The organism is Streptomyces sp. NPDC058092, assembly GCF_042884935.1.
In the GTDB taxonomy this organism is placed as follows: Bacteria; Actinomycetota; Actinomycetes; order Streptomycetales; family Streptomycetaceae; genus Streptomyces.
Window position 1 is genome coordinate 47,035 of the sequence record NZ_JBHVSY010000035.1, and the last position, 22,014, is coordinate 69,048.

Genomic DNA, 22,014 nt, shown 5'->3' on the forward strand with positions numbered 1-22,014 from the left:
TGCCTTCACCAGCATGGCGTACGGAACATACGATATGAAGTAACCGAAGGTGAGCCATCCCATGCGCAGGCCCCGTTTCTGATCGAAGGTTCGGGATATCCCTACAGGTGGAGTGGCGAAGTGCGGCAGACGGCACTCAACCCTCGAGGGGTGCCCCGGGACCGACGTGTCAGCCCGTCGCTCGAAAACAAAACACTCGATAACCGCTCTGGTTTTAGAACGACACGCACGGTCGCGTTGCCCATCGGTCCTGCTCGTGACCACCTATTGTGCCGACGTCGCGAACCGTCGGGGCGCGTCTCGCGGTAACAAAATCACGTCAGCCCAAGACTGCGCGCATCCCGTGGCCCGTGCAAGAAATTCGAGCCCAGTAATTCAGTCAGGTGCGCTTTCCTAAAAAATTTTACCGTTCACGCGGACACGCGGCCAGCGCATAAAGCGCACGATTCCTGTTCATCATCCCTCTTCGATAGCCAGCCTGCCACTTGTCGGCCGGCGGGTGGGCCGCCGCGCCGGGTGGTGTCCGCTGCGTGGGAGGCGCGTCGGTGTCTGATTCATCAGTCCGGTGCCGTGGTGCGGAGGTCGGGCCGCACTCGGCTGGTCTTGTCGTGGTGCGGCCGGGTGCGACGGTGTCGCCGGACCTCGAATGCCTGCCAGGCCACGACAGTGAGCAGGGTGAGCGTCTCGGCGATGAGGCTGAGCAGCGCCTGCGGGGCAGGCTGCAGGCCGCGTTCGGTGAACCCGAACAATCCGATGGTGCGGGATGTGGCGAACCCGGCGAGCGCGCCAATGGCGATTGCAGCGGCGGCGATTCGGAGTAGCAGGGGTGCCGCCAACAGGAGAAGTGCGGCAACTGCGAAGGCGGCGCCGGCCTGCAGCAGGAACAACGGGCCGATGACGTGGATGAAGCGGTATCCGTCGATGTAGAGCTGGGCGTGGATGTATCCGCTTGCCGCGAGTGTGGCGGCGAGCACCAAGCGCAGTGCGAGGGCGGGCAGGCTCCGGGTGTTCATGTGAGTTTCTCGTCCTTGACCGCCAGTGCGTGGCTGCCCTGCCGGTAGTTGACGGTGCGGATACCAAGTGCGTCCTTGAGGCGTCCGGCGGGCAGCACCTGCGGAATGGGGCCGGGGCCGTGGCCGGGTTTGGGAAACGGGTAGCAGGTGGGGGCGGCCGAGTGGAAGGTGATGTTGCCCTCGGTCTTGGTGAACAGCTGGTGGACGTGCCCGTTGAGGCACGTGACTGAGGAGAAACGGCGCAGCATCGACAGCACCTGTACCGCATCGTCGGTGCCCCAGCCCCACTTCGGGTACATCGCGAACAACGGGATGTGACTGAAGACGACGATCGGGGTGTCCGATGACAGGCCGGCGATGTCCTTGCGGACGAAGTCGATCTGATCGCTGCCCAGGTGGCCGAGTTGCTCAAGGTGCAGAGTGTTGACCAGCGCGATGAAGTGCACACCATGGGTGTCGAAGCTGTACCAGCCGTCGCCGAGGGTGTTTTTGGCGAAAGTCTGTCGGTATGCGCGTCCGTTGTCTCCGATCGAGTCGTGCTCGCCCGGCACGGTGAAGATCCGGTCCGTGCGCAGCTGCGACAGCATCTGCTTGACCTGGTCGAACTGGGCGGGGGTGGAAAGGTGTGTCAGGTCGCCGCTGTGCATGACGAAGTCGGGGCGGAATCCGAGTGAGTTGACCTGGTTGAGCGCTGCTGTGAACGTTCCGGTGACATTCATGTTGGGCGGGCCATGGAAGCCGATGTGGCTGTCGGAGACCTGCACGAATCGCAGGTCTGCGCTGCCTGCCGGGGTGGGGTCCGGCGAACCGGCGATATGGCTGATCACTCCTCCCCCGGTGACTGTCAGGACCACGGCGCCACCGAACCAGGCGGAGTGCCGCATGAGCTGACGGCGAGTCATGCCGTGCTCGCCGTCGCCGTTCGAGTCGTGTGTCGGTTCGGTCATGGGGTCACCTCCACGGTGGCGGTCATGAACGGGTGGATGGAGCAGTAGTAGGCGTAGGTGCCGGGTTTGGTGAAGGTGTAGCTGTAGGTGGCGTTGGTGGCCAGGCCTGCCGACTTCAGCGGCCCGCCCGATCCTTGTTTGCTGGTGACGGTGTGAGTGTCGGGGTCGGTGTTGGTCCAGGTCACCTTCGTGCCCGTCTTGACCGTCAGTTTGGCCGGGGAGAACGCAAAGTTCTTGATCGTCACCGCGTTGGCGGCCGCCGGAGCGGACAATTGGCCGGCGGTAGGTGAGGTCGAGGGCGTGCTTGGTGGTGGGGTGACCGTACCGCCCGTTCCGGAGACACCGGGCGTTCCAGGCAGGGTCTGGCCAGTGCCGGGACTCAGTGCGCCCGATGGTTTGGGGTGTGACGATCCGCCGCACGCACTGAGGAGTCCCAGTGCTCCGGCAACGGCGACAGCGGCCACGCCCGTGCGCGCCCGCCGGACCAGCACAGAGGAGTTCGCATTCATGATCATCGTTCCTTCTACGCATTCCCCGCCGCACGGGCGGGTGTGATCCAGGACCAATCCGGGATCGGCCAGTTTCAGGCAGACAGGCGACCGGGTTAAGCCCCCCCGGGGGGGTATTTGAAGGGGTGTAACCCGGTGGGTTACTTTAGGTGGGCGGACAGTAATTCCATTCAGCTAAACGAATTCCACGGCGAAGTCTTCGTTGTTTCACTGTGACGGCGGGTAGCAGTACGCCTGGAGCCAGGAGAGTTTCTGCGGTGTCCGTAATGGACCGCAGGCGAAGGCGGACAAACACTGCACTTCGACCCGACCGAAGACCTGCTGCACCGTCAACCGACGCCCGCACCGGTGGCGTCATGCGCGCCGGAGCCGCGATCGCCTGTCGGTCCGACGCACCCCCGGTCATGTGATCCAGGGACCCGGTGGCTCACATCGGGTAGGGGACCGGGTGGTGCTGCTGATCGAACCAGTAGCGCGTAGCTACGCGATCGAACTCGAATCCACCGCGTCGATCGACCGCGACGCCGAGGAAGCCGCGGAGTGCCACCCTCCCGGCTGTTGGGTGTGCAGGACGCGGCTGCCGAGCGGGGCTACGGGGGCTCCCCGGCCGGTCTCCGCGGCTTGGGGAGGTCGTTGGTGGAGCGACTGGTGGAGGCGGTGCCGCCGATGCCGCGACCCTGGCCGACGACGCGGACGGCCGTCCGGCACGGGACCTCGGTCCGGCCTCCTGACGCGGGCGGCGTCGCAGTGAGCCGGACCGTGCGGGTCGCCATGGCCAGCAGTGCTGGGCGGTGCGTGGTCATGACCACCGTCCGGCTTGCGACCAGCCGCCGCAGAGCGCCGATCACCAGCAGTTCGGCGTCGGCGTCCAGGCCGGACGTCGGTTCGTCCAGCAGGACGATGGGCGCGTCGGCGAGCAGCGCGCGGGCGATGCCCACCCGCTGGCGCTGGCCACCCGACAGGCCGGTCCCGCGGTCACCGACCCGGGTGGCGAGACCGTCCGGAAGGTGCTGCGCGAAGTCGGTGACGAGCGCGGCCCGGGCCGCCACGGCCACATCGGCGTCGTCGGCGTCCGGTCGCGCGTAGCGGACGTTCTCGGCCAGGGTGCCGGGGAACAGGTAGGTGTCCTGGAGTACGACCGAGACCTGCCGGTGCAGCCAGGGCTCCGGGAGCTCGGTGGTCGCACGGCCGTCGATCGCCGCCGAACCGAGGGTGGGCGGATACAGGCCCGCGATCAGAGCGAGTGAGGTGGACTTGCCGGCGCCGTTGGGGCCGGTCAGCGCGACCCGTTCGCCGGGCAGGACGGTCAGGTCCAGGCCGCCGAGCGCGGGCCGGGACCCGTAGGCCATCGAGACGCACCGGAAGTCGATCCGGCCGGCCGCTCGAACGGGCAGCCCGGCCTCGCTCCGCGCCGGGCTGCGCGGCTCGTCGAGGATGCCCAGGATGCGCTCGCCGGAGGCCTGGCCCTGGGCGAAGGTGACGGAGAGACGGGAGAGCGACTTGATTGGCGAGACCATGCTGTTGAGGTAGCTGACCGCCACCACCAGCTGGCCGACGCTCCACCAGTGATTCAGCACCCCCGATCCGCCGATCCACACCAGCAGCGCGGTGCCGCCCGCCGTCGCCAGCTCCAGCAACGGCACCCGGAGCGCCTGTAACCGAAGCCTCACTGGGTTCGGTCATGCCGAGCACTGAAGGCAGGCGTGGACTTCGCGGCCGTCCTGAGCTTGATGAACCACGGTCGATTGTGCGAGGCACTCGACGATGCCGTTGCCGCGGCCGTGTTCGTCCGGGGCGACGTCATGGTGGGGGCGTTCTGTGGCAGTTCCGGAGTCGACGACCACGATGTGCAGCGTGTGGTGGTCGACGGCCAGCTGCACCGTCATGTACTCGTGGCCGTACCGGGCGGCATCGGCGGCGAGTTCGTCGACGATGAGGACGGCGGAGTCCCGCTCGTTCTGGGGGACGCTCCAGTTCTCCAACAGGTCCGCCGTGAAGTGACGGGCGGCGGAGACATGTGCTTCCTGCGCCGGCAGGGTGAGCAGTGCCTCGCGGCGGCAGCCTCGCGGGGGCAGCGGACTCGTGATGGTTGAGGTGGTCGCAGACATGGGCTTCTGCTCTTCTTTGGAGGCGCGGAGGCGGCAGGGCGAACCTGGGGGCGGAACGCAGGGCGAGGGGAGCGGCGAAGAGTGCGGGTCGCGGCTGCGACGTTGTCGCCGGAGGCTGATGACCGTGGTCCGCCGGGCGCTTCGGCATGTGGCGAGGAGACGAGCGTCGCGGACGCCGCGGCCGTCTGTCGGGAGTAGCTGGGTCATGTCAGCTCGGTCCTTGCGGGTGGGGAGGGGAGGAGTGGGGAGGGGTGGAGGAGATCTCGTGGATACCAACGCTCGTCTACTTTCACGGGTGGAGGGTGCCACGCGGTTCGGCATGCTCACGCCTTTTGGTCGATTTAGGCATGGATGCGGTAGGAAGCCGTGGTTGTGTCGATCGAGGAGGCTGCGGATCGAACGGCGGTCCTGATCGGGTGGTCGTGGGACGACCGGCGCATAGAGGAAGGGCCTCTTGGCAGCTCGAGGTTGTCGAAGCCGTTCGAGGTTCCAGGAGGCCCTGGTGTCGCAGTCCTCCGTGCCGGTGCGGGTGGAGTTCAACTCGGCTGCCCGATCGCGTGATTGCCTCGCGCATGTGTATGGGAACGCGGGCAACCGTCCGTATCGGCAACGCCGGTATCCGTTGGACCTGACCGATGCGGAGCTGGCTGAAGCGCCGCGACCGGCCGGAGGGAGCGGGCATGAAACAGGGGACTCGGCCTCGCTGGGGCATCGCCGGCTTGCCCATCCCTGCGGGCGCCCGACGCGCCCGTGAAGCGGCCCGCGGCCGTACGTCACCCGGCAGTCAACTGTTCCAGCGGCAAATCAGGGTCGGCGAGCCGGTCCCGGTTGATCTTCTCGCCGGAGCGGACCAGGTGCTGGATCGCGTCGTTGACGTCCCAGATGTTGACGTTCATGCCGGCCAGGACGCGACCGTCGGCCAGCCAGAAGGCGATGAACTCCCGGCTTGCGAGATCACCGCGCACCACCACGTCCTCGTAACTACCGGGCTCGGCGTAGCCCGCGTACTCCATGCCCAGGTCGTACTGGTCGGTGAAGAAGTACGGGACGCGGTCGTAGAACGCGGGCTCGCCCAGCATCGACCGCGCGGCCGTCCCAGGCTGGTGAAGGGCATTGGCCCAGTGCTCCACGCGGATGTGCTTGCCCAGCATCGGGTGAAGGGCGTTGGCCACATCGCCGGCCGCGTAGATGTCCGGGTCGGAGGTCCGCAGGGAGGCGTCGACCACGACGCCGTTGTTGACCTGCAGACCGGATTCGGCGGCCAGTTGGGTGTTGGGAGTGGCGCCGATGCCGACCACGACCGCGTCCGCGTCAATGCGGGTGCCGTCGGCCAACCGAACGCCCGCGGCCTTCTCGCTCTCGCCGACGATCTCGGTGACCCGCGCATCGAGCCGCAGGTCCACGCCGTGCTCACGGTGGAGGTCGGCGAAGACGGGCGCGATCTGCGGGCCCAGGACGCGCAGCAGTGGCAGTTCGCCTGCCACCAGTACGGTGGCCTCGACGCCTGCCTCCCGTGCGGCGGCGGCCACCTCCAGGCCGATCCAGCCCCCGCCGACGAGGACGATGCGGGACGCGGAGCGGAAGGTGCGCTGGATGCGCTCGCAGTCGCCGACGCGGCGCAGGTAAAGCACGCTGTCGAGGTCCGCACCCGGTACGGCCAGGCGGTGCGGGGCGGCGCCGGTGACCAGCAGCAGCTTGTCGTAGCCGATCGTCTTGCCACCGGAGACGGTGACCGCCTTCCGATCGCGTTCGATGCCGGTGACAATGGTGTTCAGCCGCAGATCGATGCCCTGATCGGCATACCACTGCGACGGGTGGACGAAGATCGTTTCGCGGTCCTGCTTGCCCATGAGGTAGCCCTTGGACAGCGGCGGACGCTCATACGGTGGGTCCGGCTCGTCCCCGATGAGCAGGATCCGGCCGTCGAAGCCGTTCCCGCGTAGCGCTTCAGCGGCCTTGGCTCCGGCCAGACTTGCTCCGACGATCACGAACGTGGATTGCGCCATCACACCTTCTCCCTGCTGCGGTCCGTGCCGTGGGGCTGGCCGCTGTCGGATTCGTGCGGGCTGACCGCGAGTTTCTCGACCAACTCATTCCAGCCGGCGTCGAACTTCTCCACGTCTTCGTCCTCCAGTACCTGCACGACGTCGGCGTAATCGACGCCGAGGGTGGCGAGTTCCTCCAGCTTTTGTGCGCTTCGCCATAGGTGTCGCGGATACTGCCAACCGGAACCGCGCGGTGCTCGGCGGCAGCGTTCAGTGTCGCCTCCGGCATGGTGCTGACCACGCCCGGGGCGACCAGGTCCACGACGTACCGCGTGGCGTCGTATGCCGGGTCCTTCACCCGTGGACGCCCACAACAGCCGCTGCGGCCTGGCGCCGGCCCGCTCCAGCCGCTTCCACCGCTCGGTGGCGAGCATGCGTTCGTAGTGCTCGTACGCGATACGGGCGTTGGCGATGGCCGCGCGCCCGTGCAGCGCGGCGGGCCGGACGCGGCCCAACCGGTCAAGCCGCCGGTCGATCTCGGTATCCACCCGCGAGACGAAGAACGACGCCACCGACGCGGTCCTGGACAGGTCGCGCCCGGCGTCCCGTGCGCGTTTGATCCCGGTCAGGAACGCCTCCGCCACCGCGTCGTAGCGGTCCAGGGAGAACAGCAGCGTGACGTTGATGCTGAGGCCTTCGGCCAGACATCCGCATATCGCTTCCAGGCCCTGCTTGACCGCGGGGATCTTGACGAACAGATTGGGCCGGTCCACCAGCCACCACAGCGCCCGGGCCTCGGCGTTGGTGCGCGCGGTGTCATGTGCCAGCCGCGGGTCGACGCCGATCGAGACCCGCCCGTCCACGCCCCCGTTGGCCTCGTACACCGGTCGCAGCACATCACAGGCCCAGCGCACATCGAACGTGGTCAGCGCGCGCAGCAACTTCTCCACCCCGACCTGGCGCAACGGAAGGTCGGCGATCTGGTCGCCGTAGCAGTCGCTGGTTTCGATGACCCTTGCGAAGATCGTCGGGTGGGTGGTAACGCCGACGACGCTCCGGTGCGCGACGAGCCTGCCGTCTACCAGTCGCTGTCGGCTCAGGTCGTCCAACCAGATCGACACCCCGGACGCGGGGAGCCGGGCGAGAGTGTCGGACACCATGTGCCTCCTTACCCGGGCACGGGCGTGGCGGGAAAGGCTCCTTGGGTCAAGGCTCGCCCATCAAGCGGGGCGGCGCACGTCGAACCCTGCCGGCCTCTCCGCTGATCATCCAGGGTTCGGCAGGGCTCGCAGTCGCTCGAACGCGCTGGTGGGTCATGTCGGCCAGGGCCAGTGACGGGCGAGCCGTAGGCAGCAGCGGCGGCCGGTGGTGACCAGCTGGGCGGCGGCGGAGAAATGCCGCAGCGTTTGGGCTCCCACCGCCGAGCCTGGCCGGTCAGCGCGAGCATGGGTACCCAGGCCAGCAGGTCGAGTGCGATCTGGACGATCTCCAGCCAGAGCTGGTTCCGCGCGGCGGCGTGAAGAGGGAGATTGCGCAGGCCGGTGTCACGGGCAGCCTGGATGCGGTCCTCAGCTCTCGAGCGCTGGCGGTGTCGCAGCTCCAGCTGTGCGATCTGGGCGTTCTCGGTGTTGGTGGCGAAGCGGGTGATCCGCATCCCGTCCGCGTCGGTGAAACGCAACTGGGCGCCGGGGTGGGGCCGTTCCTTGTGGACGATCAGCCGCATCCCCTTGGGTCAGCTTTGAGGCAGTCGCCGTCGAGTTCGGCGACCCAGGCGCCGTCGCGGATCTCGCTGTCCGGCTCGACGGCGGGGGTCCACGCGCCCACGTCATTGGTCTGGGCACCGCCGGGGGCGACGGCGAACGACGCGGGTGGAGAGGAACGGTGCGGTCCCTGTCAATGTCGCCTCGGGGACATGGATCGGTGGGACGCGGGCGGCGGGGAAGGGGAAGAGGGTCCGCGCCACCTGGGTCCCACTTGTCAGTCCCAGGCCACGAGCGGTTTGGTGGCGGAAGTCAACAGGTCGCCGTGCGCAACCCGGACTCAGGTCATGTCTCGCTGCGTGTCAAGGCCCAGGACGACCGGGGCAACGCGGTGGAGCAGACCCTGATCAGGGCGTACGCGGTGCGCTAGCGTCCGTCGGCAGGAAAAGAAGGGGCGCCGCACGGGAGTTCCCGTGCGGCGCCCCACTGGGGATGTTCCGCGCTACTTCAGCACATACGCCCGGGTGACGGTCTGCACCGTGCGGTTGCCCGGCTCGTCCCAGGCCTCGGCCTTGATGCTGACGAACCCGTTGGAGCCGGACAGCTCCGCGTTGGTGAACCGCGCCGAGAAGGAGTTCTCGTCGACCCGGTCGACGTCGGCGATCTTCCAGGTGGCGCCGTCGTCGTAGCTGACGGAGAACTTCGCGCCGGCCATCCGGCTGCCGCCGGTGAAGCCATGGGCACGGGAGGCGTCCACGGTGACCGTGGAACGGGTGCCCGCGGCCACCTCGTTGAGCAGGGAGGCGTTCATCCGGTAGTGGGGCTGGATGACGGGCAGCGCCTCGCAGACGGTCGCCTTGGGGATCGCCGACGTGCAGCCGGGCGCCTCCATCGACTTCGGTGCCGCGGAGGTGAAGCCGTACTCGGTGACGACCTTTCCGCCGAGCTTCACGCCCCCGTGATCGGCGGCCCGGGTGTCTGTGGAGACCAGGGTGTAGTCGGCCCTCTCCGGCACGAACACCTTGGTGTTGTCGGTGATCTGTTCACCGTTGCGGTAGAACGCCCAGGTCCGGCGCAGACCGAACGCCAGCGAGTGCGTCGGGTCGCTGTCACCGCCGAGCGCCGGCTGGAACGTCACGCCCACGTCGGAGCGGCAGAACGGGCAGGCGGAGAGAGGAACGACCGACGGATGCTGCACGGGCGCGAACCAGTCCGCCTTGACCGAGGTTCCGGGCCGGTAGCCGCGCAGCGATTTGCCCATCTGCATCGCGTCGGCGGTGCGGGAGAAGACGGCCGCCGAGTACTTGAGGCCGGGAAGGGCCAGCATGTAGTCGTCGCGTGCGGTGCCCTGTTGGAGGAACTGCGCCGTCTGGAAGGAGGTCATGGGGTACGGACCCCAGGCGTTCACGATGTGATAGCCCATCCGTCCGGCGCTGTCGCTGTGGAACGAGCTGCCAGGCCCGGCAGGCCTCCGCATCCCGGAAACGGTGGACGAGGAACCAGGGGTGTCGTCGCCGAAGGAGCGGAAGAGTCCGTATCCCAGGCGGCCGGCGGAGGTGGCCACGTTGTCGAGGATGCCCTTCGCCCACGGCTCGAAGGCGGCTTCGTAACCGGGCTCCACCCGGCGGGCCATCACAAGGGTCACCTCGCCGGTGTCGGCGGGCATGTTGGTGTGCTCAAGGCTGACCGCGGTCGCACATACTCCTCGTGATCACACCGCCCCCGTCCACACTTTGCGCCTTGCCCGGTCAGCTTAAGCTGTTTGTTCGATGGCGTCAGTGTCCCAGCTGGGCGTCGAGCCACGTGAGGACCTCGGGGGTCACGGGGTCGGTGATGTCCGTGAACTCCTGGTGCTTCTTGAGGAACTTGGCCACGTACGGGCAGACGGGGACGATCCGCATCCCGGATGCGCGGACGTCGGTCAGGGCCTGCTCGACGAGGATCGCGGCGAGTCCCTGGCCGGCGTAGGCGTCGTCGATCTCGGTGTGGAAGAAGACCCTCCGGTCGTCGCGGTCGCGGTAGGCGGTCAGGCCGGCGCGCTTGTCGTCGACGAGGATCTCGTAGCGGTGGCGGGCGTCGACGCGACGGACGAGGGGGGTAGTGGTCTGCTCGCTCATGACGGTCCTTTCGGTGGGGGTCATTGGTGGGAGGCGTTCTTGCGGGGTGTGATGACGGCGTTCGGCAGGGCGGGGGCGGGCAGCCGGTCGCCGGGGTAGCCGTCGACGCTGCCGAAACGGTCGGAGGCCCGCTCCCATTCCTCCCGCGCCTCGACGATGTCCTGGTGGCTGCGGCCGATGAAGTTCCACCACATGACGATCTCTTCCCCGAACGGCGTGCCGCCGAGCAGGACCGCCCGTGCGCGGTGGTCTGAGGCGTTGGTGAGGGTGAGCGTCGTCCGCCCCGTGGCCACGTAGCCGAGTTCGGCGGGGTGGAGGACCGTGCCGGCGAGGTGGACGTCGCCTTCGTCGACGAGCAGGCCGTGTTCGAAGGCCGGGTCGACGTCGAGGGTGACGGTGGCGCCGGGGTCGAGGAGGAGTTCGGCGCCGAGGAGCGGGGTGAAGGTGCGGACGGGGGAGGTCTCGCCGGCCAGTGTGCCCAGGAAGACCCTGAGTTCGGCGCCGTCGATGCGGAGCGGCTCAGGGGCGTGGTGCTGGAAGTTGCGGGGGGCGTGGCGGTGTTCGTCGGGGAGGGCCAGCCAGAGCTGGACGCCGTGCAGGACGGCGGTGTCGGGTGTGGAGACCTCCGTGTGGCTGATGCCGTGTCCGCCGGTCATGAGGTTGATCTCTCCGGGCCGTACGAAGGCGTGGGTGCCCAGGCTGTCGCGGTGCTCGATCCCGCCGGTGAAGAGCCAGCTCACGGTCTGCAGTCCGGTGTGCGGGTGAGGGGCGACGTCCATGCCGCCGGAGTCGGCGACCAGGTCGGGGCCGTAGTGGTCGGCGAAGCACCAGGCCCCGATGAGCGTCCGGGCCCGTTGGGGCAGTGTGCGGCGTACGGTCATGGCGCGCGGGCCGCCCAGCGGGACGTCCCGGGCCGTGAGGACCTCGACCTCTGTGCCGCCCATTTCCTGACCCCTCCAATGTAGTTTTGATTTCAACAATCATGCAGGATGATAGTCGTGACGACAACGCCCGGCAACAGACGAAGGAGCACAGGGTGAGCGAGACGGCACAGGTCACGGCAGCCCTCCGGTCCACCGGACGGATCCACCTCGACAAGCAGAACCCCACCGCGTACCAGGCACTGGTGAAGACGGCCGACGCCGTCCGTACGACCGCCGCCGATGCGGGTCTCGACCGGATCCTGGTCGAGCTGGTCAACCTCCGCGTCTCCCAGCTCAACGGCTGCGCCTACTGCCTCGACGTGCATACCCGGGCCGCGCTGCGGGCCGGTGAGACCACCCGGCGCCTCGGCGTGCTCGCCGCCTGGCGCGACACCGAACTCTTCACCGCCCGCGAGCGCGCCGCCCTCGCTCTCGCCGAGGCCACCACCCACCCCGCCGACGCCCTTGCCCAGGAGCGGGCGTACGCCGAGGCCCACGAGGCGCTGAGCGACGACGAGCTGTCCGCGGTGATCTGGGTGGCCATCACCATCAACGCCTTCAACCGGGTCTCGATCCTGAGCAAGCACCCGGTACGGGAGACCCCCTCCCGCTGAAGCGCATGACCCGGCTCACGGCGCGGCGGCCCACCCCGCACCCGGGACCGAGAGTCGCCACAGAATCGCCGCGCCCGTGGTGAGCAGTGCCAGCGCCACCGCCAGGACGAGGGAGAGCCCGATCTTCAGGAGTACGGCTCCGACGAGGGCGCTGAGGAACATCGCCAGCACGGGCAGGATCCGTCGGCCGGGCCGGGGCGCCGCTCCGCAGGCCGGCCCGGAGTCGGCGGCGAGCCCGGTGAGGGTGAGGGTGAGCACGGTCGTCGTCAGGTCGGGGACGCCGAGCCGCCGGGCGACCGCGTTCCGCAGCCCCATCGCGAGGCCGAGGAGCACGATCAGGGTGTACGGGTCGGCGGCCCCCACCTTGTCGTGCCCCGCGACGATCGTGCCGAGCGCTCCGGCGAACAGCACCGCCTGTGCGGCCATGGCCGAGGCGGGCAACCGGCCTCGGTGCACGGCGAACCGGACGCCGAAGCGGCCGCCGGCCGGCGCGCCGGTGAGAAAGGCCACCAGGGAGACGACGGACGCGAGTGCGGACAGGCCCTCGGCTCCCGCCAGGGCGAAGCCGAGGAACACCACGTTGCCTGTCATGTTGGCGACGAAGACATGTCCGCCCGCTCGGGCCCGGCGTCGACGGGCAGCGGCTGCGCATCGGCGACGAGATTCTCACGTACGGCGACGTCACCGAGGGTCGGCTTGGGCGAGTGGCGGGTCGACGGTGTGCAACGGGCCGCAGTGGGGATCGACCGCCAAGGCCTGTCCGGCCGGCACCACCGTCGCCCGGCTCATTCAGAACGGTTACGGCGGTGCGCTCGGCGGGCTGTCGATCACCGACGAGATAGCGACCCGGCTGTCGACGGCATACAACGATACCGGCGTTCGGGCCACGTCGTACGACGGCCTGGAGTCGGCGGGCTGCAACGGCTGGGGCGACTCCGGTTTCGCGCGCCTGGTCAACGGCGTGTACCGGCAGCTCGACTCGAAGGAGTTCGTCACGGAGTGCAGCAACCTCGCGTCCAACACCTGGGACGCCCAGTCACGGGCCAGTTGGGGCGAGATCGGCCGGACGGACTACGCCCAGCTGCTGCGCAGCAATGCGTTCTGCCGCGCCAACTATCTGCCCGGGATGATGGGGCAGCAGGGCTTCTCCGGCGGTGACAGCCTGCAGAAGATCGAGGGCACCATGGCGCGCGCCGCGTCCCTGAACGCGGGCGCCAACTTCGAGACCGGCGGGCAGGACGGTGGAACGGGCGGGCAGGCTGGTGGCGCTGGTGCCGTAGGGCAGGGCGCCGCGGCCGCCGTCGAGGGGGCATGGCGGGCGCAGGCGATGCCGCGCAGCATGTTGTGGTGCGTTCCGCGGCGTCGGACGGCAAAGACGGGTGAGGGCAGTGGTGCGGCGGCGCGACGGATCGCCCACACCGATCTCTTTTACGGCGCCTCCGTTCCTGGTGCCGGATCGCAGCCTCGTTCCGGCCCACCTGCGCGTTTCGAACGCACTTGCCCGCTGGACCCGGTCCCGACGGAGTACCCGGGCGAGCGCCTGGCGCATTCCGAGCCTAGAAAGGGACAGGGGCTGAGGCACGGAGGGAGTGGCTTGGGATGCGGATCGTCGTGGACCTCACCCGCTGCCAGGCGTACGCGCAGTGCGTGTTCCTCGCACCGGAGATGTTCGAGCTGCATGGTGAGGAAGCGCTGCTGTACCGCCAGGAAGTCCCGGACGGACAGCTCGACCGCGTCCGCCAGGCCGTTGCGGCGTGCCCGGTCCAGGCGATCCTCTTGGGCGAGGAGGTGAGCGCCTGTGCCCGTTGACTGTCGGGAGGGCTCCATCGTCATCGTCGGGGCGTCGCTGACCGGGCTGCGGGCCGCTGAGGCACTGCGCGAGAGGGGCTTCACCGGCTCGCTGACCGTGGTCGGGGACGAACTCCACCCGCCCTACGACAGGCCGCCGCTGTCCAAGCAGGTGCTGCTCGGCATGGCGGCGGCGGACACTACCGGGCTGCCGCTGCGCCGCGACCCGGACGCCGACTGGCGGCTCGGAGTGCGCCCCACGGGGCTCGACCCGGTCGGCCGTCAGGTCCTGCTGGCCGACGGCGAGTCCCTGCCCTACGACCGACTGCTGATCGCCACCGGAACCCGGGCGCGCCCCTGGCCCCAACCGGAGCAGGCTGCCCTGGACGGAGTCTTCACTCTGCGCACATGTGACGACGCCGGGTGCCTGGCCGAACGGCTGGCCGCCGGGCCGCGCCGGGTACTGGTCATCGGCGCAGGCTTCACCGGCCCGGAGATCGCCTCGGCCTGCCGGGAGCGGGGCATCGAGGTCACAGTCGCAGAACGTGGAACTGCTGCGCTACGAGCCCCCGGTCCATCTGCTGGAGCGCATTCCCCTCACCCACGTCGTCGTCGCGGGCACGACCATCCCCAAGGGCGTACCCGTGGTGCTCGTCCTGGCCTCGGGCAACCGTGACCCCAAGCGGTTCCGCGAACCCGAGCGGTTCGACCTCACCCGCCGGGACAACCAGCATCTCGGATTCGGCAGCGGCATCCACATCTGCTACGGCGCGCCACTTGCCCGGATCGAAGCCCAGATCGCCCTGGGAACGCTTCTTCCCAATCTCGCCACCGCAACCCTCGTCGAAGACCCTCCCCCCTACCGCCACAGCGCCGTGCTGCGCGGACCCCGGCACCTTCCCATCGAGCTGGCCCCGTCGCCGTAGACGCAATAGACCGCATCGCTGCAGCGCGGCGGTGGAACCGAGGCGGCACGCGGAACGGAGCTGCTCAGTCGCGGTCGCGCCGGTAGGCGGCAGCCAGATCTCGCTGTCGGTGGGGAAGCAGGCGATCGCGGTGCCGAAGCAGGTAACCGCCTGGTGCGCGCTGACCGTGTTACCCAGGCCGTCAGCGTCACCTGGAGTGGCCATAGATGCTCCTTTGTTCCCCGGGGGCCGGTTCCCCGCAGATCGCCCAGAAGCTCGCCATCACCTCGGGTAAGAACCAGGGCCAGCGCCCCTCAGTCGCCACGGCCTAACGCATCCTCGCCGAGGGCGAAACGGTCGAGCCCCCGACCTGACTCACTTCGGGGCCTACGAGGCTTGCTCTGCGAGTGTGACCTTCCGGCCCGCGCGCGCCGCTTCTCGGACCCGCTCCAGCATGCCGTGCCGCCGGACGGCGTGCCGGAAGTCGGGAACCCCGTCCTCATCCGGCGAAAGGCTACCGGTGATCTGGTCGCGCAGAAGCGCGTACTCGTGGGCGACGTTGCGGGCGAGTTCGGCGGATCGCTCGGTCCATCGCGTCAGCGACCGCTGATACCGGGCGGGAACCGGAAGTTCGGCCAAGGCGCCGTCCTCGCCCCGGGCGCCGTACAGCCGCAGCCCCCCATACCACCACTGAGCCTGGTCGGCCTTGACGACGAGATCGCCCTCCGTGCCGTTGATCTCCCAATGAAACGCGGTGGCGCGGGACGTCCCACCGCGGATGTGCATCGCGGCCACGGCCCCCGACTCCAGCACCCCCGTGACGGCGATCTGGTCCTCTGCGTTTTTGGCCGCGACCGCCCCGCTCGTGACGTGGGTGACCTCCGGGCGCAGGTTCTCGATGAGCGCCGACACCTCGCGGAACTCACCGAGCACCATGGTCAGCGCGTCGACCGAGTGCCCGAAGGGGATCGACAGCAGCGTGGCGCCGCTCGTGACGTCCAGCACGTACGCATGGCTGTCGTCGTAAGTGGCGCCCCAGATCCAGCCCGACCCGAGCATGCTGGTCGACAGCACCCGCCCCGCGTAGCCGTCGGCGACCAGGTCCCGCAGATACCGAAGCGCCGGAGCCGACCGGGCCTGCAGGCCGACAGCCGTGAGCACCCCCTTGCGCTGTGCGAGGTCGGCCAGCTCTTCGGCCTGCGCGAGGTCGGCACCGAGCGGCCATTCGCTGAACACCATCTTCCCCGCTTCCAGTGCGGGTCGGATGAGCTCCAGGTGGTGCGGAACCTTCACCGTCACCACCACGAGATCGACTTCCTCGCTGCGGGCCAGCTCCTGCGCGCTGCCGAAGGCGAGCGGCACCGCATACTTCTCGCCGGCCGCACGCGCCGACTCGGCGCTGCTGGCGCTCAGCGCCCGCAATTCGTATCCGTCGAGCCCGGCCAGCGCCGGCACATGGGCGGTGGCCGCCCACCCGCCGCTCGCGCTCAGACCTACGACACCAACACGAATCAGCACCCCATGAGGGGAAGTGGACGTCATGTGCACCCCACGCGTTCGCAGCCGCCTGCTCTCTCACCTCAAAACGGCCAATAACCATGGAGGACACGGTCTGAGTAGCACGTTCAGCTTCGACGCCGCCCAGGGCGCCAGTCTCTACGCCGACAACTACCAGGGCCACGCGCGGATGGTGGTCGACCCCGACCGGGAGGTGCTGCTCGGGGTGAGCTTCGTCGGTCCCGGAGTCGGCGAGCTGCTGCACTCGGCGACCGTCGCGGTCGCCGGCGAGGTCCCGCTCAAGCGGCTCGGGCACGCCATCGCCTGCTTCCCGACCGTCAGCGAGATCTGGCTCTTCCTGCCTACCACCGCGACCGCACCTGAGCGGACACGGGTGGGGTCCGCCTCAGACCGCGGGTGCCGAGGGGCACGGCTGCCGCTCCAGGTAGGCCGAAGGAAGGAGGGGCCGTCGTGGCTACTCACGCCAAGCGGCCGCGGCACCCTGGAGACGTGCGACTACTCGTGCGTGCCCTCAGGCCGCTGTCGCGCCCCGGCTCGGATAGGCGCCCGGCGGCGTGGCGGTGGGCGAACGGTCGGCCGGTGGGGCCGCTAGGCAAGATAGGCCGCGGAGATCTGGCCGACCAGGACGGCGAACGGCATGTCGAGGGCGGCGTAGAGGGCGCCGGCGTCGGGGGCGGCGTTGTCGGCCAGGGCCTCGACCATGAGGGTGGCGTAGTCGCTGACGATGACGCCCGCCTGCTGCATGCGCAGCAGTCCGGCCTCGCGCTTGGCCTGGCTGAAGGTGCCGGAGGCGTCCACAGCGACGTAAGCGTCGTGCCCGGCGGCCGTCGCGGAGATCGCGGGCAGTGCCGCGCACACTTCAAGTGACACCCCGGCGAAGATCAGCTTCTGCCGGCCGGTGGCCTCGATGGCTTCGCGGACCCGGTCGTCGTGCCAGGCGTTGACCGTGCTGCGGTCGATGATCTTCTGTCCGGCCGGCAGCGCCTGGACCAGCTCGGCGGCGGTCGGCCCCCACATGCTGTCGGCCGCGGTGGTGGTGACTACCAGCGGGATGCCCAATACGGTCGCCGCGCGTGCCAGCGCCGCCACGTTGTGCTTCAGCTCGCCGAGCGGAATGTCCCGGACGCCGGACAGTAGGCCCACCTGGTGGTCTACCAGCACCACGGCGACGTTCTCTCGGGTGATCGGCTCCAGAAACTTGCTGCGCTCGCTCATGTTCCGCTCCTTCAGAGGGTTGAGCCACAGCTTTGTTAGCCAAGTTTAGTGACTTTGAAGCTATGCCTCGGCCCCCGGAGCGCAAGCACCGGACGCGACGTCGCCCGGGGGTGAGGTGACGATGTCCGAGCCCATCGGGCGGGAGACTGAAATCGCCGGATCGCCGGACATACAGCCCAGTGGCGTGCCGAGTTGAGACATTCGTTGACTGGGCGTCGGACCGCTGAGCCGGACCTCGGTGTGCTCGCCGCCAGGGTTCTCTCCTCCGTTAAGCGTGATCTGTTCACCGCGCTCGCCGAGCAGGCATTCGACGACATCCGGAAGGCGAGGAAGCACGGGTTGTCTGCGCCGGCGGTGTTGCGGGAGCTGCGCAAGCACTTGGATCCGGCCGCGGCGGAGGAACCTGATTCGGTTCGAGACCGAGCCCCGCGTTCTCGCTCTCCCGCCGCGCCGTGGTCACCGTCCGGCTCCAACCCGGCGAGGCGCGTCGCTGACCGGCCGCATCGCGCCGCATCCCGCTCCCTCCGAGGTGTGGTCATGCGACCGATAGCGGCTGCGTCATTCGGCGCGCAGGCTGGGAGCATGGACACCATCCTGCTTGGAAACGCGGAGATCACCCGTGTGCTGGAGGTGCCCGCCAGAGGCCGCGCCCGCGACTACGTCTTCCCCGACGTGCCCGTCGAGCACTGGCAGGCACACGAGAGCTGGCTCGCGCCCATCTTCCTGGACCCGGCCGCCGACGAGGTCCGCGTCATGATCCAGACCTGGCTGATCCGCAGCGAGGGCCGGACGATCCTGATCGACACCGGCATCGGCAACGACCGGGAACGCCCGGCCATGCCGTCCTTCCACCATCTGAACACCCCCTACCTCGGTGAGCTGGCCGCGGCAGGCGTCCGCCCGCAGGACGTGGACACGGTGATCTGTACCCATGTCCACGGCGATCACGTCGGCTGGAACACCCGCCTGACGGACGACGGAAAGTGGCGGCCGACCTTCCCCAACGCGCAGTACGTCATCTCGCGCGCCGACTTCGACTACTGGAACCCGGCCAACGGGCACCGGACCCGCTCCGGCCCCCGGATGGCCAACGTCTTCGAGGACAGCGTCGCCCCCGTCCACCGGGCCGGGCAGACCGTGCTGTGGGAGGGCGACCACCACGACATCAACGCCCGGCTCCGCATCGAGCCCGCCCCCGGCCATACGCCCGGCTCCTGTGTCGTATGGCTGCGGTCGGGCACCGATCGGGCGGTGTTCGCCGGGGATCTGCTGCACAGTCCACTGCAGATCGTGGAGCCGGACGACTGCCCCTGCTTCGACGAGGACGAGCCCCGGGCACGCGACAGTCGGCGCCGGGTGCTGGGGGAGACCGCGGACCGCGGCGCCCTGCTGTTCCCCGCGCACTTCCCCGGGCCGGGCGCGGCCGAAGTGCGGCGCGCGGGCGACCGGTTCGCGGTGAAGGAGTGGGCGGCATGGCGGTGAGGGCATGCCGCGGCAGGCCGTCTGCGGTGGCGGATCGCCGACGGTTCGGCGGGCTCCAGTTGCGTCCTGGTCGTGCGTATCACAGGCTGCTTCTATGGACCGCACCCCAGAAACCAGTGTGCTGCCCATTCTGGTGACAGGCGCGGCGGGCAGTGTCGGCGCCGTCGGGCGGTCCGTGGTCGAAGGCCTTCGGCGTCGGGGCCTACCCGTCCGGGCCATGGTGCGCCGCGATGACGAGCGGGCGGACGCGCCTGGTCAGTTACGGGCTGATCGCCGAAGAGGCGATCCCGGTGCACGCGTCGGCGCTGCTGGACAAGTCGTTGACGCTGCGGGGCAAGAACATCGGCCGGTGGTTGTCCGAGGCCTCCGCCGAGAGGCGGGCGTCCGACGTCGCGACCGCGAAGCAGATCGCGCTGGGGCTCAAGGACCAGTTCGAGGTGGCCGCTACGTACGGCCTGGGCGAGCTGGCCAACGCCTTGGAGCTCGCGGTACGGCCCGGCAAGGTCGGCCTCGTTCTCGTCCGCCCCTGATGGGTGCCGGAAGACCTGGTGGTCCCCGGAATCGGTGACCGCCATACGCATCGCGACGGAAAGTACCCGGCTCATGAGTGACGAACTCCTCGATCTGGCCATCGCCACCGCCGGCGGCCGAGAATCCTGGGACACCCTGCGTGGTCTGAACGTCGACCTCTCCATCGGCGGCCCGATCTGGGCGATGAAGGGCTGGCCGCCGGACAAGACGTTCGACCAGATTCTGACGCTCGACACGGTCAGAGAGCACATCGTATTCACCCCGTTCACCCGCCCCGACCAGCGGATGGTCTTCGACGCCGCCGCCGACAGCGTCACCATGCAGACCCTCGACGGCGAACCGGTCGAGACCCTCGCCCCCGCACGCGCCGGCTTCAAGGGAATGCTGCGCAACAGCGCCTGGGACGCTCTACACCTCGGCTACTTCCTGGGCTACGCGTGCTGGAACTACTTCACCACCCCGTTCCTCTTCACCCATCCGGACGTGCGGGTCCACGAGATCGAACCGTGGCGCGAGGCCGGGCAGACCTGGCGACGCCTGCAGGTGCGCTTCCCGCCCGAGATCGCCACGCACAACCCCGACCAAGTGTTCTACTTCGACGCCCTCGGAATGCAACGCCGCATGGACTACATCGCCGAAGTCAACGGCAGCACACTCGTCGGCCACTACACCAGCCGCCACAAGAGCTTCGACGGCCTGCTAGTGGCCACACGCCGACGAGTCTTCCGCCGCAACCCCGACAACAGCGTCAACCTCAACCTCCCCTCCATCACGCTCGACATCCACGATGTGGAACTCGTTCACTCCGGCGACGAACAGGCACAGTCATGACCAAGGACACCGCCGTCATCGACCACCCCGCCCGGCGGCTCGTCGTGGCGCTCCCGTGCTCCTACGACGTGGCCCGCGAGCGCTACGAAACCCTCGTCCCCGAGGTCGATCTCGACCGCTTCTTCCAGATGGCCTCCTGGCAGGCCACGCTCGAGCTCGCCGAGATCAACGCCCCGCACGGGTTCATGCGCTACTTCCGCAGCGACATCACCGCTGTCATGGCGGGATCACCGTCCTTCTGGAAGGCCACGCAGTACCTGATGGGCAACCACACCATCGCCGAACGCATGTTCCGCCACGACCCGTCGGTCATGCTGCATGCACCGCTTCGGACCCTGCTCTACGCGGACCCCGACGGCGACACGAAACTCGCCTTCGAACAGCCCAGCCTCCTGTTTGCCGGCTACGGCAACCCGGGGATCGCGGATGTCGGTCGCGAACTCGACGCCCTCCTCGCTCAGCTGATCACCCTCCTCGGCGGTGACGCACCTTCCCAACTGTGACTCCACATGGCGGCGGTCGACCGGTACGGCACGGCCGGGGCGACGGGATCGCACCAGCGGGCCAGTTCGCCGTAGGGCCCTGACCCCGGGTTTTGGACACCGGAGAGACTTGGATCTTGGTGGTCCAGGAGAACGGAGCCCCTGTGGGGATGAAGCACTACCCCGCCGAGTTCCAGGCGGACGCGGTCGCGCTGTATCGGTCGCGTCCGGGAGCGACGATCAAGTCGGTTGCCACCGACCTTGGGGGGAACACCGAGACGCTGCGGAACTGGATCAGGGCCGCTGACGGACGTCGGTCCGGTGCTCACTCCACGCCCGCGGCGGCGCCGCGGCCTGGTGGTGACGCGGTTCAGGCGGAGCTGGCGGCCGCGCGGAAGAGGATCCGCGAGCTGGAGGAGGAGCGGGACGTCCTTCGCAAGGCGGCCCGGTATTTCGCAGGGGCGACGCGCTGGTGAACCGCTGCCAGTTCGTTGAGGATCACCAGCGCCGTTTCGGCGTCAAGCGGCTCTGCGACATCTTGGGCATCGCCCGCTCGAGTTTCTATTACTGGCGCCGCACCGCTCCGGCCCGCGCGGCGCGACAGGCCGCCGATGAGCGGCTCGCGGCCCGGATACGCAAGGCCCACCGGGACTTTGACGGCACCTACGGAGCCCCGGGTCACCGCCGAGCTCCGCGACGAGGGCGGCCCCATGGTCAATCGCAAGCGCGTTGCCAGGATCATGCGGGCCATCGGCCTTCAGGGAGTGCGTCTGCGGCGCCGGCACCGCACCACCGTCCCGGATGCGGCAGCGGTGAAGGCGCCGGACCTGACCGGCCGCGACTTCACCGCCGAGGCCCCGAACACCAAGTACGTCGGCGACATCACCTACCTGAGCGTCGGCAGCGGGAAGTTCTGCTACCTCGCGACCGTCATCGATCTGTATTCACGACGTCTGGCCGGATGGGCGATCGCCGACCACATGCGCACAGAGCTCGTCACCGACGCCCTGGCGGCCGCGATCCGGACCCGCGGCAGCCTCGCCGCCGGGTCGGTGAACCGTGTGAACAGGTCCACATGCCGGGAGCCGGGGATGTGCGCCTGGCTCCAGGCGGAGGCGCCGGACTGTGCGCGGTAGTCGCCGTCGTGTGCGGGGCGGGCCAGCAGCACGGTGGTGTCGAGGACCAGGATGCCGCGCGCCGTGGCCGTGTCCTGGGGGTGAGCATTGCGGCGAGCGCAGTCCGCGACCGGTGAGACAGGCGTGCGAGCCTCGCTCGCCACCTCGACGTGCCGCCCGCGATGCGCTCGGAGGCCGCTGCGTGAATGTTCGGCGGCGGACGAGTTCGCC

Annotated in this window: 18 protein-coding genes and 6 pseudogenes; 10 read left to right on the forward strand and 14 right to left on the reverse strand. The window is 69.0% G+C overall.

What is annotated here, in order from left to right; translation table 11 throughout:
- Positions 1 to 557: 557 nt before the first annotated feature.
- The 11 genes and pseudogenes from ACFVV1_RS36820 to ACFVV1_RS36870 form a co-directional block, all read right to left on the reverse strand.
- Positions 558 to 1,013 (reverse strand): hypothetical protein, encoded by a 456-nt coding sequence (locus ACFVV1_RS36820; protein ID WP_389998822.1) that lies wholly within the window; start codon positions 1,011 to 1,013, stop codon positions 558 to 560.
- Positions 1,010 to 1,960 carry a metallophosphoesterase family protein gene (locus ACFVV1_RS36825; RefSeq protein WP_389998825.1) on the reverse strand — a complete coding sequence of 317 codons (951 nt, stop codon included), beginning with the start codon at positions 1,958 to 1,960 and terminating at the stop codon, positions 1,010 to 1,012. The genes ACFVV1_RS36820 and ACFVV1_RS36825 overlap by 4 nt, the downstream gene beginning before the upstream one ends.
- Positions 1,957 to 2,232, reverse strand: coding sequence for a cupredoxin family copper-binding protein (locus ACFVV1_RS36830; protein WP_389998828.1), 276 nt, complete (start codon positions 2,230 to 2,232; stop codon positions 1,957 to 1,959). The genes ACFVV1_RS36825 and ACFVV1_RS36830 overlap by 4 nt, the downstream gene beginning before the upstream one ends.
- An 827-nt stretch (positions 2,233 to 3,059) precedes the next feature.
- Positions 3,060 to 4,112, reverse strand: coding sequence for an ABC transporter ATP-binding protein (locus ACFVV1_RS36835; RefSeq protein ID WP_389998831.1), 1,053 nt, complete (start codon positions 4,110 to 4,112; stop codon positions 3,060 to 3,062).
- A gap of 36 nt (positions 4,113 to 4,148) precedes the next feature.
- Positions 4,149 to 4,577, reverse strand: a complete 429-nt coding sequence (locus tag ACFVV1_RS36840; protein WP_389998834.1) for an ATP-binding protein — start codon at positions 4,575 to 4,577, stop codon at positions 4,149 to 4,151.
- A 773-nt stretch (positions 4,578 to 5,350) separates the two neighbouring features.
- Positions 5,351 to 6,586: an NAD(P)/FAD-dependent oxidoreductase gene (locus ACFVV1_RS36845; RefSeq protein WP_389998837.1), complete on the reverse strand. Its 1,236-nt coding sequence runs from the start codon at positions 6,584 to 6,586 to the stop codon at positions 5,351 to 5,353.
- Positions 6,583 to 7,719, reverse strand: a pseudogene (gene tal, locus ACFVV1_RS36850) (transaldolase). Before tal ends, ACFVV1_RS36845 begins: the two are co-directional and overlap by 4 nt.
- 156 nt (positions 7,720 to 7,875) lie before the next feature.
- A pseudogene (locus tag ACFVV1_RS36855) lies at positions 7,876 to 8,380 on the reverse strand (transposase); the annotation flags it as partial.
- A 384-nt stretch (positions 8,381 to 8,764) separates the two neighbouring features.
- A complete protein-coding gene (locus ACFVV1_RS36860; RefSeq protein WP_389998839.1) occupies positions 8,765 to 9,928 on the reverse strand; it encodes a hypothetical protein in 1,164 nt (387 codons plus the stop codon).
- A 109-nt stretch (positions 9,929 to 10,037) separates the two neighbouring features.
- On the reverse strand, positions 10,038 to 10,379 hold the full coding sequence (locus tag ACFVV1_RS36865; protein ID WP_389998842.1) for a GNAT family N-acetyltransferase: 342 nt from the start codon (positions 10,377 to 10,379) through the stop codon (positions 10,038 to 10,040).
- 20 nt (positions 10,380 to 10,399) lie between these two features.
- Complete coding sequence (locus tag ACFVV1_RS36870) at positions 10,400 to 11,323, reverse strand: pirin family protein (protein ID WP_389998845.1); 924 nt, start codon at positions 11,321 to 11,323, stop codon at positions 10,400 to 10,402.
- Positions 11,324 to 11,415: 92 nt separating this feature from the next.
- Between ACFVV1_RS36870 and ACFVV1_RS36875 the strand changes: the two genes are divergently transcribed.
- Positions 11,416 to 11,916, forward strand: coding sequence for a carboxymuconolactone decarboxylase family protein (locus ACFVV1_RS36875; RefSeq protein ID WP_389998847.1), 501 nt, complete (start codon positions 11,416 to 11,418; stop codon positions 11,914 to 11,916).
- Between the two features lie 15 nt (positions 11,917 to 11,931).
- Here ACFVV1_RS36875 and ACFVV1_RS36880 read toward each other — a convergent pair whose 3' ends face one another.
- A complete protein-coding gene (locus tag ACFVV1_RS36880; RefSeq protein WP_389998850.1) occupies positions 11,932 to 12,507 on the reverse strand; it encodes a YoaK family protein in 576 nt (191 codons plus the stop codon).
- 1,008 nt (positions 12,508 to 13,515) lie between these two features.
- Here ACFVV1_RS36880 and ACFVV1_RS36885 point away from each other — a divergent pair.
- The 3 genes and pseudogenes from ACFVV1_RS36885 to ACFVV1_RS36895 form a co-directional block, all read left to right on the forward strand.
- On the forward strand, positions 13,516 to 13,725 hold the full coding sequence (locus ACFVV1_RS36885; RefSeq protein ID WP_389998853.1) for a ferredoxin: 210 nt from the start codon (positions 13,516 to 13,518) through the stop codon (positions 13,723 to 13,725).
- Positions 13,715 to 14,273 (forward strand): annotated as a pseudogene (locus ACFVV1_RS36890) (FAD-dependent oxidoreductase); the annotation flags it as partial. The gene ACFVV1_RS36885 and the pseudogene ACFVV1_RS36890, both read left to right, overlap by 11 nt.
- Positions 14,253 to 14,630: pseudogene (locus tag ACFVV1_RS36895) on the forward strand (cytochrome P450); the annotation flags it as partial. The pseudogenes ACFVV1_RS36890 and ACFVV1_RS36895, both read left to right, overlap by 21 nt.
- Positions 14,631 to 14,996: 366 nt before the next feature.
- On the opposite strand, the gene ACFVV1_RS36900 reads toward ACFVV1_RS36895, so the two are convergent.
- Complete coding sequence (locus ACFVV1_RS36900; protein WP_389998856.1) at positions 14,997 to 16,127, reverse strand: Gfo/Idh/MocA family oxidoreductase; 1,131 nt, start codon at positions 16,125 to 16,127, stop codon at positions 14,997 to 14,999.
- A 79-nt stretch (positions 16,128 to 16,206) separates the two neighbouring features.
- Between ACFVV1_RS36900 and ACFVV1_RS36905 the strand changes: the two are divergent.
- Positions 16,207 to 16,476: pseudogene (locus ACFVV1_RS36905) on the forward strand (pyridine nucleotide-disulfide oxidoreductase); the annotation flags it as partial.
- 239 nt (positions 16,477 to 16,715) lie between these two features.
- On the opposite strand, the gene ACFVV1_RS36910 reads toward ACFVV1_RS36905, so the two are convergent.
- Complete coding sequence (locus ACFVV1_RS36910; RefSeq protein WP_389998859.1) at positions 16,716 to 17,342, reverse strand: isochorismatase family protein; 627 nt, start codon at positions 17,340 to 17,342, stop codon at positions 16,716 to 16,718.
- A 582-nt stretch (positions 17,343 to 17,924) separates the two neighbouring features.
- Between ACFVV1_RS36910 and ACFVV1_RS36915 the strand changes: the two genes are divergently transcribed.
- From ACFVV1_RS36915 to ACFVV1_RS36935, 5 genes and pseudogenes are all read left to right on the forward strand, one after another.
- Entirely contained in the window at positions 17,925 to 18,824 is a 900-nt protein-coding gene (locus tag ACFVV1_RS36915; protein WP_389998862.1) for an MBL fold metallo-hydrolase, read from the forward strand.
- 230 nt (positions 18,825 to 19,054) lie between these two features.
- The gene (locus tag ACFVV1_RS36920) at positions 19,055 to 19,354 is read left to right on the forward strand and encodes a hypothetical protein (protein ID WP_389998866.1); all 300 of its coding nucleotides are present in this window, start codon (positions 19,055 to 19,057) and stop codon (positions 19,352 to 19,354) included.
- A gap of 73 nt (positions 19,355 to 19,427) precedes the next feature.
- On the forward strand, positions 19,428 to 20,186 hold the full coding sequence (locus tag ACFVV1_RS36925; protein ID WP_389998869.1) for a hypothetical protein: 759 nt from the start codon (positions 19,428 to 19,430) through the stop codon (positions 20,184 to 20,186).
- Positions 20,183 to 20,689 (forward strand): DUF302 domain-containing protein, encoded by a 507-nt coding sequence (locus ACFVV1_RS36930; RefSeq protein ID WP_384464054.1) that lies wholly within the window; start codon positions 20,183 to 20,185, stop codon positions 20,687 to 20,689. The genes ACFVV1_RS36925 and ACFVV1_RS36930 overlap by 4 nt, the downstream gene beginning before the upstream one ends.
- A 143-nt stretch (positions 20,690 to 20,832) precedes the next feature.
- Positions 20,833 to 21,705: pseudogene (locus tag ACFVV1_RS36935) on the forward strand (IS3 family transposase); the annotation flags it as partial.
- Positions 21,706 to 22,014: the final 309 nt, after the last annotated feature.

Coding starts and splice junctions, on each gene's coding strand:
- ACFVV1_RS36885 (WP_389998853.1), top strand. CDS start 13,516: ATGCGGATCGTCGTGGACCTCACCCGCTGCCAGGCGTACGCGCAGTGC.
- ACFVV1_RS36825 (WP_389998825.1), bottom strand. CDS start 1,960: ATGACCGAACCGACACACGACTCGAACGGCGACGGCGAGCACGGCATG.
- ACFVV1_RS36915 (WP_389998862.1), top strand. CDS start 17,925: ATGGACACCATCCTGCTTGGAAACGCGGAGATCACCCGTGTGCTGGAG.
- ACFVV1_RS36925 (WP_389998869.1), top strand. CDS start 19,428: ATGAGTGACGAACTCCTCGATCTGGCCATCGCCACCGCCGGCGGCCGA.
- ACFVV1_RS36920 (WP_389998866.1), top strand. CDS start 19,055: ATGACGAGCGGGCGGACGCGCCTGGTCAGTTACGGGCTGATCGCCGAA.
- ACFVV1_RS36930 (WP_384464054.1), top strand. CDS start 20,183: ATGACCAAGGACACCGCCGTCATCGACCACCCCGCCCGGCGGCTCGTC.
- ACFVV1_RS36860 (WP_389998839.1), bottom strand. CDS start 9,928: ATGCCCGCCGACACCGGCGAGGTGACCCTTGTGATGGCCCGCCGGGTG.
- ACFVV1_RS36880 (WP_389998850.1), bottom strand. CDS start 12,507: ATGACAGGCAACGTGGTGTTCCTCGGCTTCGCCCTGGCGGGAGCCGAG.
- ACFVV1_RS36910 (WP_389998859.1), bottom strand. CDS start 17,342: ATGAGCGAGCGCAGCAAGTTTCTGGAGCCGATCACCCGAGAGAACGTC.
- ACFVV1_RS36820 (WP_389998822.1), bottom strand. CDS start 1,013: ATGAACACCCGGAGCCTGCCCGCCCTCGCACTGCGCTTGGTGCTCGCC.
- ACFVV1_RS36840 (WP_389998834.1), bottom strand. CDS start 4,577: ATGTCTGCGACCACCTCAACCATCACGAGTCCGCTGCCCCCGCGAGGC.
- ACFVV1_RS36865 (WP_389998842.1), bottom strand. CDS start 10,379: ATGAGCGAGCAGACCACTACCCCCCTCGTCCGTCGCGTCGACGCCCGC.
- ACFVV1_RS36870 (WP_389998845.1), bottom strand. CDS start 11,323: ATGGGCGGCACAGAGGTCGAGGTCCTCACGGCCCGGGACGTCCCGCTG.